We start from the raw sequence: 13,656 nt of genomic DNA on the forward strand, positions 1-13,656 counted from the left end.
ATTACCCCGGATTAGCCGATTGGCCTTCGATTTTATCGAGAACTTTGGATCATGCGAAGCCGCGGAGCAAGGTGGGTTGATCGAGCCTTATTCGCTTGATCCCAGGTTTTATGGCTGTTCGAAAAGCCCTACTCACTTCGAAATATCGGGACGCGAAAGGCATTAACATTCTCAGCATTCAGTGAGAGCGGGTTAGACGCCGTGGGAACCCCCGTTGAGCTACCACCAGACTAGCGTGTGCTATCAGCGTTCATTCGGCGACTGGTTCTGGCGCATTGCTCCCATAGGCGGTCCAGTCTCGGAATGACCGGTTTGCGATCCGATTCCAGACCTCTGCTTTCAGGTTCGAAGCTGCGCAAGATTTCTCAGATCACAAGACCCCAGAACGAACTTTTCCTTCCGTGCTTGCCGCGCATCCGCGTTACGAAGGATTCGTGCGGTTCAAATTGCCCGAAATCCGCGATCGCCGAAGCGAGACTGGCGCATTCCTGAAAATGACGCGCGGCGTGCTTGTATCGACTGGACCTGGCGTTATCGAGAGAGAACTCGATCATTGCGCGCAGCGCCAGCGTCGCCGCCAGGGGATGCTTGCCGGAAAGCGCCTCCGCGACCGGGGTCAACACTTCGTAGCGATCGCCATCCAATTTTTCGGCGCGCGTGAGTACGAGCTTCGCCGTGCGATCGGGCGCGGGCCAAGCGGCGAGGAACGAAAGCACCGCACTGAAATGCTCGAAATTCTCGGCGAAATCGAGCGCGCGATTTTCCGCCTCGATGTCGTCGAAGTCGGACAGACGTTTCAGATGATCACGCAAGTGCCGCGCCGACAGAAATCGTTCGAAGCATGACCAGCGCGCCGCCTGTGCGTCATCGCCGCGCTCAAGAGCATCCAGTGCGGCGATGCGCGCGTCCTCCCATTCGAAGTCGGGCCAGCCCGCGCGCCTCTGCTCCGCCGCTTCGAGCACCTTCAGCGCTTCCGCCGCGCGACCGGCCACAAGGAGCCGCGCGCCGATTTGGGCGGCGATGCCTGGGACCTTTCGTGTTTCGGGCTCATATTGCGCGACGAAGGCGTCAACGTCGCCCTGCGCATCGGCAATGTCTCTTAACGCCATCTCGATGACGCGGGCGCGGTGGCGATCGACGATTTCGTCTTCGTAGATCGGACCGCTGGTCGCCCAACCGATTTTTCGGCGCTCGTGTTCGGGCAACTTTCTGATCGGCTCCTTGGACAATGCGACGAAGCGCTGCTTCAAATGTTGGAGACCTGCATCACCGAGCGCAGGACATAGAGTCGCGATAAGACCGTCGAATTCTCCATAGTCATTGTCGAGCAGCGCCGGAAACGTGCGGTCGGCCAATTCTTCCGCATCGCCTTTAGCGGCTTCAGCCAGCCGCCCCAGATCGCTTACGCCTCCGTGGAAGATTCCGATCACCGTTCCGCTGCTGTCGTCGCAACGCGCGAACACCGAAGACGCCAGCGCGAGAAAACGCCACATCAGATCGAGCGCTTCTTTCGGATCGGCCTTTCCGACATGTTCGACAATAGCGCGTCGCTGCGCCTCGAGATCGTCGACGAGCGCGCGGCGGCTCTGCCAGTCGACGAAGCTCCGGGAGCGCGAAATGGCGATGAGCCGCTTGCGAATTTCGCGTGCGGCGTCGGCTGGGCTTTGCGCCCCCGCGAGGGCAAGACGCAAGCGTCGCTTTGCCGCGGCGTCGCCGCTGCTGATGTCGATCAGCAGTTCGGCCAGCCGCTTCGCGCCGAGGGCTTCCAGGTTTTGGGCGTTGAGCGTGTTTTTCGGCGCCATATCGGATCGAAGTTCGGGAGACATTGAACCCGCTAGGAAAACATAGCTCAGAGTTAGTGGCGCGTTTCTCTCGTCCCGTTTGAGGGGTTCTTTCTCCGTAACCAGACGGGTGGCCCTGCAATCATTCACACATCGATGGTGGTGTGAATTTGAACTGCGGAGCGGATGACGGAACTCGAACGTCGTCGCCGCTTGCACTTCGGGCTTCCCAATTTAAGCAAATTCAGTGACGATCGAATAAGCGGGCTCAAGCCGATCTTCAATGTTAGCGGCCCTATGCCGCGTCGCGCACATGCATCTCAATATGCAGCCCGGCCGCCGCCGCCATGTTGACGAGGGCGTCCAGGCCGAACAGGTTGATCTTGCCGCGCATGAGGTCGGAGATGCGCGGCTGCGTGACGCCAAACAGCTTGGCCGCCTGCGACTGACTGAGGCCCGTCCGGGAAATGTGATCTTTCAGCGCCAGCATCAGGGTCGAGCGAAGCTTCATGTTTTCTGCTTCCTCGGGCGTATCCTCGATGGCGTCCCAAACATTGTCGAAGCGCTCGTTGCTCATTGGCCTCACTCCTTTGTCAACTCTCGATACCGTTTCTCCGCGAGGTCCAAATCTACCTTGCTGGTCTTCTGCGTCTTCTTTTGAAAGTAATGCAGCACGTAAACGGCATCGGCGAATCTGGCGACATAGATAATGCGGAACGCGCCGTGCGCCTCTCGAATGCGAATCTCTCGAACACCTCGCCCGATCGCCGGCGTAGGCTTCCAATCGTCGGCCTCTCCGCCACGTTGCAGCGGAAAGGCGCGCAGATCGTCGAGGGCGCGCCTCGGAACTCGACCGGGATCGGCGTGCTCATTGGGCGCAACATGTATTGTATAAGCCGGCAACCGGGTCCGATTGCCACTCGGGGGATACCTCGCCTTGAAGCTCGACAGTGCGCGTGCTGCGCACGACGCTCTTAGTTGCGGTTGCGGCGGTGCCTGACTTCATCTCTTCTTCGTCGTTTTCGCTGAGAGGGCCGCGCGCCGGCCTGAGAGAGCAGCGATGTCGCCACAAGCGTCACGCTTGCCGCAACGCTCCCTGCCGACTTCTTTCCCCTGCCCTGCCCTGCCCTGCCCTGCGCTGGCGCTTCGGGCATTCCGCGCGGATCAAAGAAGTCGTCGGGGAACGTCCTCCACTGCGTTTCGGCCCTTCGGGTGCGCCGCGAGCCGCCCGTAGCTTTTGATCGCTGTCAGGCTGCGATCGGCGCGGCCTCAAGCGAAAGCGCAAAGCGATGAACGATGAAATCGCCTCCCAGTCCTTTGACACATTCGCCCTGGATCACGAATCCCAGTCGCCCTCCTCGCACCTTCTCGATGAACTCGCCTTGCACGGCTATCGCCGGCTCGAGGACGAACCGGATACGCGTCCCCTGCCCTCGTCTGACGACGCATTTTTGGCGCTCGAAGCCGCCATAGAGGCCCTGTCGGGTCTCTTTCGCGAAACGCGGCTCGAAGCCGATCTTCCCGACCTTCTCTGGTCCTTCGTCAATCTCTTTCATCGCAAGGCGGATCGTATCGACCGCGATCTGGACGACAATGAAACCGCGCAGCGTCGCCGACAGGCGGAGCAGGACGGCTCGGAAATCCGCTCGGTCGAACTGGAGCGGTTGATCGCGCAAGGCCTGACGCTGACCGAACGGCGCAACGCCTTCGAATTCTTCCGGGACCATCTCGCCGAACTCTATGCGACGGAGACCGGTTCCGCCTGGCGTCCGCGCTCAGGCTCAAAGGTCAATCACCGCGCGCTGACCGCTGCAATGATCGACAGCCGGGATTTCCTGAACGCCAAGAAGCTGGCCGAGACGCAAGCGCTCTTGCCGCCCGGCCCTCGGATCGCCTTCGCGGGCGGCGTCGATTGCAACGACCATCAGCGGATTTGGTCCGCGCTCGACAAAGTCCACGCGAAGCATCCCGACATGGTTATTTTCCATGGCGGCGGGGCAAAGGGTGCCGAGCGAATCGCATCCTGCTGGGCGGACAATCGCAAGGTTCCTCAAGTCGCCTTCAAACCGGACTGGAGCCATCACAAGAATGCCGCGCCCTTCAAGCGCAATGATGTGATGCTCGAATCATTGCCAATCGGCGTGATCGTCTTCCCCGGTTCAGGGATCGTCGAGAACCTTGCCGACAAGGCGCGCAAGATGGGAATTCCGGTGTGGCGGTTTGATACGATCCGCGCGTGAACGCGGCCAGTTGGCCGCGGCCAACTAATGAAATCTGGTCCCGCCGCGACGGGCGTTAACCAATCGTTTACTCAAAATGCATTGCTCAAGGCGCCGAATCGTGTTCCTGATACGGAAGAAGAGCGGTTTGCAGATCAAAATCGTATCACGGAATAAAATCGTGGCCACGCAGGCAGCCGAGATAGCAACAACATCAGACGCGCGCATTTCCGCGCATGCGCGTCTCTTGTCCGAACAACTTCAGGCGCTCGGCTCGCGACTCTATCCGCCAGACAGTCAGAAGCTGCTTCGCTCTTTTTCATCCGGGGAAGCCGCGAAGCTCTTGCATGTGTCGGACGGATATTTACGGCAGCTTTCTCTCGACGGCATTGGGCCGGCACCAGAGATCAGCCCCTCCGGGCGGCGCTCTTACACCCTTGCGCAAATTAACGAATTGCGTCGGCACATCGCAACGGTGAAACCACGCGACGCGCTCTCCGTCCTGCCCCACCGCCGCGCCGGCGAGAAGATGCAGACCATCGCCTGCGTTAATTTCAAGGGCGGCTCCGCAAAAACGACCACCTGTCTCTATCTCGCGCAGTATCTGGCGATGTCCGGATTTCGGGTGCTTGCGGTTGATCTCGATCCGCAGGCGTCCCTTTCTGCGATGCTCGGCTTGCAGCCCGAATTTGATCTCAAGGAAGGAGACACGATCTACGGGGCCATCCGATATGACGGCGTCCGACGGCCGGTCCGGGATTGTGTCCGCAGAACCTATTTCGACGGGCTCGACCTGCTTCCGGGCAATCTGGAACTCATGGAGTTCGAACATGAAACGCCGCGCGCCTTGGCACTCGGCACCCGCTTGCCGGGCGGCATGTTCTTCGAACGGGTCGGCAATGCGCTCGCGGAGATCGAAGCTGATTACGACATTGTCGTTATCGATTGCCCGCCGCAGCTTGGCTATTTGACGCTGGGCGCACTTTGCGCCGCGACCGCGCTCTTGATTACCATTCATCCGCAGATGGTCGACGTTGCGTCCATGTCGCAGTTCCTGCTCATGGCCTCCGACCTGATGGCGGTTGTGCGAAAAGCCGGCGGCGACTTACGCCATGATTTCATTCGCTACGTGATCACCCGCCACGAGCCGCATGACGGGCCGCAGTCGCAGGTGGTTGCGCTGCTCCGCAACCTTTTTGGGGAGGAGGTTCTCGCGGCTTCCGCCTGGAAGTCGACCGCCATCGCGGATGCGGGGCTGACGAAGCAATCTCTGTACGAGCTCGAACGCGGGGCGATCGGGCGCGCAACCTATGATCGCGCCATCGAGTCGCTGGAAGCCGTCAATGGCGAAATTCTCGGGCTCATCCTTCGAACATGGGGACGAATTCCATGACCCGACGGAACATTCTGGCCTCACTACTCGAGAGCAAGTTGGCCGCGGCCAACTCGCCCGATCGCCCGAACCCGGGAGGTAAGGAACGGGTCCTCGCCGGGCCGGTGAAAACGATGAGCCTCACGCTCGATCGGATGGCGGAAGAGTCCAGAACGCTACAAGAAGCGCTGGCGACGGGCGCCGCGGTGGTCGAACTGGACCCCGAATGCATCGACGTGTCCTTTATCAGAGACAGGCTGTCCGGCCCTGACGACGCCGAGTTTTTGGTGCTCAAAGAGTCGCTGCGCGCGCATGGCCAGGAAGTGCCGATTCTTGTGCGACCGCACCCAACCCGCAGCGGCGCTTATCAAGCAGCCTATGGACATCGGCGGCTCAAGGCGGCGCAAGATCTCGGGATCAAGATCAAAGCCGTTGTCCGCAACCTCGATGACCGACAGCTGATTATTGCCCAAGGCATCGAAAATTCCGCGCGACGCGATCTCACCTTCATCGAGCGCGCTATTTTCGCAAAGTCGCTTGAAGACAGCGGGCATGATCGCAGCGTCATTATGGCTGCGCTGTCGACGGACAAAACCGAGCTTTCCAAGCTGATCACCGTCGCGCGCGCGCTGCCGGACGCGATCATTCGAGCGATCGGGCCGGCGCCGAAGGCGGGACGGCGGCGGTGGCTGCAGTTCGCCGACCTCCTGCGCACGCGCAAGACGCTCATTCGTGTCGAAGCCGTGCTCTCCGAGCCAAATCTCCCGGCCGACTCCGACGCGCGGTTTCTGAAGGCGTTTGCGGCAGCCGGGGAAAAGGGCTCCAAACCCGCCCGGGCGGAAATTTGGAAGCGGCCGGACGGCGCCGCTCTGGCGCGGATTAGCCGCGATCCCAAAGCGACTGTCCTGCGCTTCGACGAGAAAGCTGAACCCGACTTTGGCGCCTACGTCGTCGAGCGCCTGGCCGATCTCTACGAGGAATTCCGCACACGTCGTGCGTAAGCGGAGCGTTGCGTCGGAACAACGGAAAGAAAAGGAACGCGCAAAAGAAAAAGGCCCCCGAAACGTTTCCGCCCGGAAGCCCTTCTCAAGATTAAGCACTTAGAGAATCACACTTCCGCGAATCGCTGTCAAGAGTCGGCGCCGTTTCGGCGAGCAGATTTCTTTTGCCTGAACGAGGCAAAGAGTCATGCGCACACATTCAACGACGCCCTTTGGGCGGCGGCCGCTGTCGCTCGCCATGGTGGCGGCGCAGGCGGCGACGCGGGATTTCGCGGCAAAACCGGACGCCTCGGAGACCGTCGTTCATAAATGGCGGCTGTTTCGGGCGCTCACGGAAGCCAAGGGCCCGCTCGGCGTCACCGACCGGGCGCTATCGGTCCTGCACGCCTTGCTGAGCTTCCACCAGGAAACTGCGCTGACGTTGCCAGAGGCCGAAGGCAGGGAAGGCGGGGAGAGTGATTCGCCCGGCATCGTGGTGTTTCCGTCGAACCGGGAGCTCTCGATCCGCGCGCATGGCATGGCGCTGGCGACGCTGCGCCGGCATCTCGCTTCGCTTGTCGAGGCGGGGCTGATCATCCGGCGGGACTCGCCGAACGGCAAACGTTTCGCGCGGCGGGGGCAGGGGGGCGAGATCGCGGAAGCCTTCGGCTTCGATCTGGCGCCGCTGATTGCGCGCGCGGCCGAGATCGAAAACCTCGCCGAAGAGTTGCGCGTCGAGAACCGCGCCATCGCTCTCCTGCGGGAACGCATCACGCTGGTCCGGCGCGACATCGTCAAGATGATCGAGACCGGCATGGAGGTGGGCGTTCGCTTCACGCCGCTGTCGATCAACGGGCAGGAGATCGGGGAGTGGGAAGGCCTTTACCGACATTCCCAGGCCCTTTCGGCACGCTATTCGCGCGGCCTCGGGCGCGCGGAACTGGAGGCTTTGGCGGGCGACTTGGCGGTCTTCGCGGCCGAAATCCAGAATCTATTGGAAACTCACGTCAAACAGCAAAAAAGAAGCGCCAATGAGTCCCAGACTGAGCGCCATATACAGAATCAAATCACAAACATTCCTGATCTTGAACCTAGCCTTCCAGAAGGCAGGGCGGAATCGCCCGGGTCAATGCCAGAAGATCCCGAAGCCGAAAGGGCAGGGCCGTCAACAACCGAGGCGTCCCGTACCGGAACGGGCGAGCGACAGGGGAGTTCGACACGAACCTATCCGCTCGGCATGGTGCTGCAAGCCTGTCCCGACATCGTCGATTACGGCAAGAACGGCGAGATTGCCTGCTGGCGCGATCTCATCGACGCTGCGGCGATCGTGCGCTCCGCGCTCGGCGTCTCGCCCGACGCCTGGAAACAGGCGCTCGACGTTTTGGGCGAGCATGACAGCTCGATCGTCATTGCCGCAATCCTGCAGCGGGGCGAGGAAATCAAATCCGCCGGCGGCTATTTGCGGGTGCTGACCGGAAAGGCGCGGGCAGGGGAGTTTTCGCTGGGACCTGTGCTGATGGCGCTGCTGCGCGGCAAGGCCGCAAAGGCCGCGCGTGAACGGCGGCAAGCGGGATGATCAATTTGACGTGGGGTTGCTGCCGTGGATTTGGCGATTATCGTAGCCGATCGAGGGAGCGCGGACGCGATGACCGATACGACGACCCAACTCGCCATCCTTTCCGATGCGCTGGTCAAAATCATCGAGCTTGGCCCGCTGGCGGCGGAGGGGAAAGCGTCGCCCGCCGATCTTTTGACCCGGTCGGGAGACATCGCCGCGCAGGCGCTGACCGCCGCCGCCACCTATGGTCAGTTGCCGCCATTCGCGGAGGCTTTGGCTCCTCAATCGGCCGACGACAGGTAATGACACGCAGGCAGGCCTTGCGCGCGGAATTCGAGATCGTGATCGACGACGGCGTCATAGATTCCCTGCCGGCCAAGCCGTAATTTGGGCTCAGCCGGGGAGGGGATACGCTTTGGCGAAGTGCACGGCCGCGGCTAAAGCTTCACGCGGCATATCAGGGTTCTCCGCGGCGATGTCGTCGAGACAGTCGCCGTTCAATAACCGCGCGTCGACGGTAAAAGGGCAGTGATGCGTATGCCTTTGATGACGGGTGCGCCGCCCTTGATTCCTAGAACGCTTTCGATCCACGCATCGACTTTGTCTGGGCGAACCAATCCTGTAATTTCGTAGGTGAGTTGGGTCATGCGGCTTTGTCGGACCGGCTCGAGCGCCGGCGGGTCACGGTCTTCGCAAGACCTGCCTCCTTGATCACCAGGGCCGGATCGCGTGCAAGAATCCGCACCAACATGCCGGCGGCGCCGGACGGCGAACGTTCGCCACGTTCCCATTTGCGCACGGTCCCCAGAGACGCGCCGGTGACCTTTGCGAATTCTTCCTGCGTCAGTCCCGCCTTAAGACGGGTTTCCGCGATGAAGGAGCGATCGACCTTGACGCGATGCGCGCGCGCACCGGGGCTTTTACGCCCCTTCGCATAGGCCAGAGCATCTTCGAGGCCCGCGATCAGCTTACCGAAATCCTTGTCGTCCATAGCGCTACCTCCCGAACTGAGCGCGAATTGCCGTGGTGAGCGCCGTCGCCGCCTTGCGTTGCCTGGAGTCGAGATCGCCTTGCACATTCTTGGCGTAGACCGCGATGAGAAACACCGGCATGTCTGCGTCGTGAAAGAAGGTGATGAGCCGCGCTCCGCCTCTCTTTCCCCGGCCTTTCAGCGGAATGCGAACTTTTCGCAAGCCGCCGGTGCCTGGGACCACGTCTCCAGCTTGAGGATCGGCAGCGATCGTGTTGACCACGTCGATCCTTTCGGCTTCGTCCATCAATTGCACCGCGTCGGCCAGATAGGGCGCCGTCTCGACAACGGTGATCAGCGACGCGCTTTTCATCGGTCGCAATATACCCCAAAGGGGTATTTAGACAAGTGGTCGCCGCGGCGATCTTATCGCGGGCGCACCGCAGCGAAGGACGATGCGAACGCCCTCGGTTACAACCCGGCGGCCTTGGTGAGATTGACTCTGAAACGATCGCGTTTGCGCTGGTAGCGCCGAGTCATCTCGGGGGAGGCGTGACCGAGATGTTTTTGCACATGCGCCTCTTCGATTTGCGCAGACGAGGCAAGCCCGGCCCGCAGCGAATGGCCGCCGAAGGCAAGCCGTCGTTCGCCTTCGGTCAGATCGCCGCGAATGCCGGCGGCGAGGGCGGTTTTCTGCACCAGTCTGGCGACATGCTTGTCCGTCAGACGGCTGGCGGAAACGCCGCCATTCTTGCGCGCGATCGGGCGGAAGAGGGGGCCCTGGCTTATTCGGCCGAGCCGCAACCAGGTCTCGAGCAGCGCGACGGGACAGGTCTCGGGACGCGAGCCGCGGCCGATTTCGACCTCGCGCCAGCCGGTCTTGCCGGAAATCTGCAGCACCGCGCCGCCGTCGTTTTTGCTGGCGCTCGAAACATCGACGCCAGAGGGAAAAATCTCGATCCAGCCGGTTCCATCTTCGGTTTGGTCGGGGCCGCAATCGAGCCCGACGATCTCGGAGCGGCGCAGACCGCCGGAAAAACCGATCGCCAAAATGGCGCGGTCGCGTATCCCGCGCAGATCCATCTCGAGGACGCTGAGCATCGCCAGCAGTTCATCGGCGAAGATCGCTTCTTTTTGGAGAGGGGGGCGGCCATGGGCGCGGCGAATGCCGGCGAGCACCGTCGAAATATGCCGGTCGCTCGTGTCGAGCGGCTCGCCGCGCTGGCGGTAATGCCAACAAATGCCAGCGAGCCGCCGCTCTAAAGTAGCGACTGAAACCGGCTCCCGGCCCCGAACTCCATCCATGCAGGCGGCGAGATAGAGGCCGACGGTTTGCGGGTCCGGGGGCAGGGGGTCGAAGCCTTGCCGGCGCAGCCAGGCCGAAAATTGCCGCCAATCGCCGTCGTAAGCGCGTCTGGTGTTGTCGGAGCGGGCGTTGCGGGCGTAGTCGCGGGCTTTTTCGGAAAGCGCAGAGAGATGGGGGGAGGGGGGACGCTCTGTGAGGGGCGCCTGGCCGCTCTCGAACGGGTCGTCGATGTCAGCCATCTCGTGCTCTTTTGGCTCCCGGTTTGAGATCCCGCGCCGTTCGAACGGAAAAATCCGACGCCTCGGCAGGCTGGCGGAGGGTGTTTTCGATCTTTTCGCCCTGTCGTTTTGCACAATTTGTTGGACTCCAAGCCATTGAAATGCCCCGAATCGGCTTGAGCTTTATTGCGTGGATTCTGCCTTATTCGCTGGAATTTTTCACCCTCAATAGGTGGACGGCGTGGCGAAGCGGATCGACAAGCTCGGCGCTGATGACGCGCTCTGGCGCGTCGCGATGGCGCGTGCGGAAACGATCCGCCCACTGATCGCCGCCGGAACGCTCAAAGCCGGCGTCATTGCTGACGCCTGCAGGAAGCTCGGGGTCCGACGGGCGCGACTCTATGCGCTGATCGAGCAGTTCCGCGAAGCGCCCGTCACCAGTTCGCTGTTGCCCGCGCGACGCGGTCCGCGGGAAGGATCGAGCCGGCTGACGCCGGAGCAGGACGCCTTGATCGGCGAGGCGATTTTGCAATTCTACCGCACGCGCCAAAAGCCGAGCGTGAACGCGTTGCGACGGCATTTACGACAGTTATGCCAGGCGAAAGCGCGCCTGTTCCATCCTGGAATGCGATCAAGGCGCGGGTGGCGCGCGCCGACGAACGCCTTTTGCTGCGCGACCGGGAGGGGGCGGCGGCGGCCCGCGCCCGTTTCTCGCCGGTGATCGGCGAATATCATGCAAACCATGCGCTTGAGGTCGTTCAAATCGACCACACCAAAATCGACGTCTTTGTCGTTGACGCCGAGCATCGCCAGCCGCTCCAGCGACCATGGCTGACGCTGGCGATCGATGTGGCGAGCCGCATGGTGACCGGCTTTTACGTTTCGCTTGAAGCGCCGTCGTCGACATCGGTCGCGTTGGCGATCCAGCACATGACGTTTCCGAAGGCGTCCTGGCTCACGGCGCGGGAAATCCCCGGGGAATGGCCGGTTTCTGGCCTCCCCGAGGCGATCCATCTCGACAACGCCAAGGAATTCAGAGCGCGCGCCTTGACGCGCGGCTGCGACGAGCATGGCGTGCGGCTGATTCACCGACCGGTCGCGCGTCCGCATTATGGCGGACATATCGAGCGGCTGATCGGCACGATGATGAGCGCCGTTCATCTGCTGCCCGGCACGACATTCTCGAATGTCGCGGATCTCGGCGACTACGACGCCGCCAAGCACGCGACCATGACGCTCGACGAACTGGAGCGCTGGCTGGCGTTGGAAGTGATCCGCTATCACGACAGCGTGCACAGCGCATTGAAACTGCCGCCTCGCGCGGGATGGCGGGAAATGCTGGCGGCGCGGCCGGCGCCGATCGCGCATCCCGCCGATCCGGCCGGCTTCCTCCTCGACTTTCTTCCCTTCGAGGAACGCCTCATTCGGCGCGACGGCGTGCGACTGTTTGATCTGCGCTATTGGGATGACGTTCTCAGTCCCTGGGCGGGGCGCCTGCGCCGACGGCTCAGGGTCAAATACGATCCGCGCGATCTCTCGACAGTCTTCGTCGAGGATCCTGACGGCGGCCATTGGCCGGTGCGCACCGCCAATCTGAGCCGACCACGGATTACGCTGGCGGAACTGAAACTGGCGCAAGGCGCTCTGAAAGCGCGTGGCCAAGCGCTTGTCGACGAGCAGCTGATTTTCGAAACGGTCGAACAACAACGCGCGCTTGTCGCTTCGGCGTCAGCGGCCACGCGGTCGGCGCGTCGTCAAGCCGAACGTCGGGCGCGCGCCTTGGCGGCTTCGGGACAGGCGACCGCGTCGACGACAGGGGCAAGCGCCAACCCCGATGCGGATAATTTTGACGACGTCCTGCCGCTGGCGATGGAGGAATGGTCATGAGCGCGATCGGGGAGGGCGATTACGCCCACATTCTACCAGCCTATCGCACGAAGGCGGCGCTCTCCGACGCCGAGCGGATCGCATGGATCAGGTCGGATCGCTGGATCGAGACGGCCCAGGCGAAGGCCGTGCTCGCGCGGCTCGAGGATTTGCTGACCTATCCGCCGCGCGATCGCATGCCTTGCCTACTGATCTATGGCGACACCGGCATGGGAAAGACCAAGATAATCCGCAAATTCCTGCGGGCGCATCCGCCGCGTTTCGATGGCAAGATTGGCGTGACGGCGACGCCCGTGGCGGCGATGCAAATGCCGGCGGAGCCGATTGAGCGCGACGTCTACGGCGAACTCTTGAGCACGCTCCAGGCGCCGACTCCGGTCGAGGCGACGACCCACCGGCTGAAAGAAACCTGCCGCGGGCTGCTCAAGACTCTCGGCGTCCGCCTACTGATCATCGACGAGGTTCACGCCATGCTTGCCGGCACGTTTCGGCAGCAGCGGATTTTCCTGAACGCCATTCGTTTTCTGGCGAATGATCTGCGGGCGCCGCTCGTCTGCGCCGGAACCGACCTCGCCCGTCAGGCGCTGTTGACCGACCCGCAGCTTGCCGAGCGTTTCGAGGCGTTTCATCTTGATCGCTGGCGGAATGACCGGCATTTGGCGGAGCTTCTGATCAGCCTCGCCGGGCTGCTGCCGCTGCGCCGTCCGTCGATGTTGCACACCGCCGAAGTCAGGCGACGGGTGCTCGACATGACCGATGGCGTGACGGTGCGCATTTTTCGACTCGTTGAGAGCCTGGCGATCGAAGCGATCCGTTCGCAGGAGGAACGGATCACGGCGCAAAGCTTCGACGCTCCCGACCTCGTTCTGCCGCTCGTGGCGATGACGCGGAATGTCGAGACGCGCCTGATGCGGTCGGCGGGCCGATGAGGCGGCGCCTTCCGATCGCGCCGCGTCCCTATGCCGACGAGCTCTTGTCGTCGTGGCAGGGACGGGTCGCTTGCCGCTATGGGATAACCCGCGAGGCGCTCGGGCGTTGGGCCGGCCTCTCGCCTCAGCACGCCGCGCCGGGCGGTTTCGTGGCGGCGGATTATGCGCCGACGGGGGAGGTCCTGGCGGCCTGGTCGCGAGCCTGTCGGCTCGATCCGGCGCGCATTGACGATCTCGCTTTGCGCCGATCCGGGCGCACGCTCGACCGCTATGTCTGGCCGCATGAAGCGGGCGGCGTCTTTGTCGGCTACGCGTTTTGTCCGGCTTGTCTCGAAGAGGATGCGGCGGCCGGCCGCGACCAATATTTTCGGCGGCGCTGGCTGCAGATCGAGGCGCTGCTTTGCGAGCGTCACGACCGCCTTCTCGTCGAAGCCTG

At 62.4% G+C, this 13,656-nt stretch carries 16 protein-coding genes; 8 read left to right on the top strand and 8 right to left on the bottom strand.

All coding sequences use genetic code 11. The annotated features are described in order from the left end of the window. Positions 1 to 365: 365 nt before the first annotated feature. The 3 genes from HUN39_RS16940 to HUN39_RS16950 all read right to left on the bottom strand — a co-directional run bounded on the left by HUN39_RS16940 (position 366) and on the right by HUN39_RS16950 (position 2,669). Positions 366 to 1,802: a DUF6880 family protein gene (locus tag HUN39_RS16940; protein WP_175095637.1), complete on the bottom strand. Its 1,437-nt coding sequence runs from the start codon at positions 1,800 to 1,802 to the stop codon at positions 366 to 368. Between the two features lie 274 nt (positions 1,803 to 2,076). Then, positions 2,077 to 2,358, bottom strand: coding sequence for a helix-turn-helix domain-containing protein (locus HUN39_RS16945; RefSeq protein ID WP_175095624.1), 282 nt, complete (start codon positions 2,356 to 2,358; stop codon positions 2,077 to 2,079). A 5-nt stretch (positions 2,359 to 2,363) separates the two neighbouring features. Next, on the bottom strand, positions 2,364 to 2,669 hold the full coding sequence (locus tag HUN39_RS16950) for a type II toxin-antitoxin system RelE/ParE family toxin (protein ID WP_408631419.1): 306 nt from the start codon (positions 2,667 to 2,669) through the stop codon (positions 2,364 to 2,366). A 401-nt stretch (positions 2,670 to 3,070) separates the two neighbouring features. On the opposite strand from HUN39_RS16950, the gene HUN39_RS16955 reads away from it, so the two are divergent. From HUN39_RS16955 to HUN39_RS16975, 5 genes are all read left to right on the top strand, one after another. After that, positions 3,071 to 4,021: a DUF2493 domain-containing protein gene (locus HUN39_RS16955; protein WP_175095625.1), complete on the top strand. Its 951-nt coding sequence runs from the start codon at positions 3,071 to 3,073 to the stop codon at positions 4,019 to 4,021. A 127-nt stretch (positions 4,022 to 4,148) separates the two neighbouring features. Continuing rightward, positions 4,149 to 5,393: a plasmid partitioning protein RepA gene (repA, locus tag HUN39_RS16960; RefSeq protein ID WP_210267033.1), complete on the top strand. Its 1,245-nt coding sequence runs from the start codon at positions 4,149 to 4,151 to the stop codon at positions 5,391 to 5,393. Continuing rightward, positions 5,390 to 6,373: a plasmid partitioning protein RepB gene (repB, locus tag HUN39_RS16965; protein WP_232366175.1), complete on the top strand. Its 984-nt coding sequence runs from the start codon at positions 5,390 to 5,392 to the stop codon at positions 6,371 to 6,373. Before repA ends, repB begins: the two co-directional genes overlap by 4 nt. 187 nt (positions 6,374 to 6,560) lie before the next feature. Next, positions 6,561 to 7,928 carry a plasmid replication protein RepC gene (gene repC / locus HUN39_RS16970; RefSeq protein WP_175095628.1) on the top strand — a complete coding sequence of 456 codons (1,368 nt, stop codon included), beginning with the start codon at positions 6,561 to 6,563 and terminating at the stop codon, positions 7,926 to 7,928. Between the two features lie 69 nt (positions 7,929 to 7,997). Next, positions 7,998 to 8,213, top strand: coding sequence for a hypothetical protein (locus HUN39_RS16975; RefSeq protein ID WP_175095629.1), 216 nt, complete (start codon positions 7,998 to 8,000; stop codon positions 8,211 to 8,213). Between the two features lie 194 nt (positions 8,214 to 8,407). On the opposite strand, the gene HUN39_RS16980 is transcribed toward HUN39_RS16975, so the two are convergent. The 5 genes from HUN39_RS16980 to HUN39_RS19525 form a co-directional block, all read right to left on the bottom strand. After that, the gene (locus HUN39_RS16980; protein WP_175095630.1) at positions 8,408 to 8,557 is read right to left on the bottom strand and encodes a hypothetical protein; all 150 of its coding nucleotides are present in this window, start codon (positions 8,555 to 8,557) and stop codon (positions 8,408 to 8,410) included. Next, positions 8,554 to 8,901 carry a helix-turn-helix domain-containing protein gene (locus tag HUN39_RS16985; protein ID WP_175095631.1) on the bottom strand — a complete coding sequence of 116 codons (348 nt, stop codon included), beginning with the start codon at positions 8,899 to 8,901 and terminating at the stop codon, positions 8,554 to 8,556. The genes HUN39_RS16980 and HUN39_RS16985 overlap by 4 nt, the downstream gene beginning before the upstream one ends. A gap of 4 nt (positions 8,902 to 8,905) precedes the next feature. Further along, complete coding sequence (locus HUN39_RS16990; RefSeq protein ID WP_138168336.1) at positions 8,906 to 9,253, bottom strand: type II toxin-antitoxin system RelE/ParE family toxin; 348 nt, start codon at positions 9,251 to 9,253, stop codon at positions 8,906 to 8,908. A gap of 98 nt (positions 9,254 to 9,351) precedes the next feature. Further along, positions 9,352 to 10,425: a tyrosine-type recombinase/integrase gene (locus tag HUN39_RS16995; RefSeq protein ID WP_175095632.1), complete on the bottom strand. Its 1,074-nt coding sequence runs from the start codon at positions 10,423 to 10,425 to the stop codon at positions 9,352 to 9,354. Between the two features lie 204 nt (positions 10,426 to 10,629). After that, a complete protein-coding gene (locus HUN39_RS19525) occupies positions 10,630 to 10,761 on the bottom strand; it encodes a hypothetical protein (RefSeq protein WP_269750344.1) in 132 nt (43 codons plus the stop codon). A 234-nt stretch (positions 10,762 to 10,995) separates the two neighbouring features. On the opposite strand from HUN39_RS19525, the gene HUN39_RS17000 reads away from it, so the two are divergent. The 3 genes from HUN39_RS17000 to HUN39_RS17010 form a co-directional block, all read left to right on the top strand. Beyond that, a complete protein-coding gene (locus HUN39_RS17000; RefSeq protein WP_175095633.1) occupies positions 10,996 to 12,291 on the top strand; it encodes a Mu transposase C-terminal domain-containing protein in 1,296 nt (431 codons plus the stop codon). Then, positions 12,288 to 13,220 carry a TniB family NTP-binding protein gene (locus tag HUN39_RS17005; protein ID WP_175095634.1) on the top strand — a complete coding sequence of 311 codons (933 nt, stop codon included), beginning with the start codon at positions 12,288 to 12,290 and terminating at the stop codon, positions 13,218 to 13,220. Before HUN39_RS17000 ends, HUN39_RS17005 begins: the two co-directional genes overlap by 4 nt. Continuing rightward, a partial coding sequence (locus HUN39_RS17010) for a TniQ family protein (protein WP_175095635.1) occupies positions 13,217 to 13,656 on the top strand: 440 nt, incomplete at its 3' end. The genes HUN39_RS17005 and HUN39_RS17010, both read left to right, overlap by 4 nt.

Origin of the sequence: Methylocystis silviterrae, assembly GCF_013350005.1 — a bacterium.
Taxonomy (GTDB): Bacteria; Pseudomonadota; Alphaproteobacteria; order Rhizobiales; family Beijerinckiaceae; genus Methylocystis; species Methylocystis silviterrae.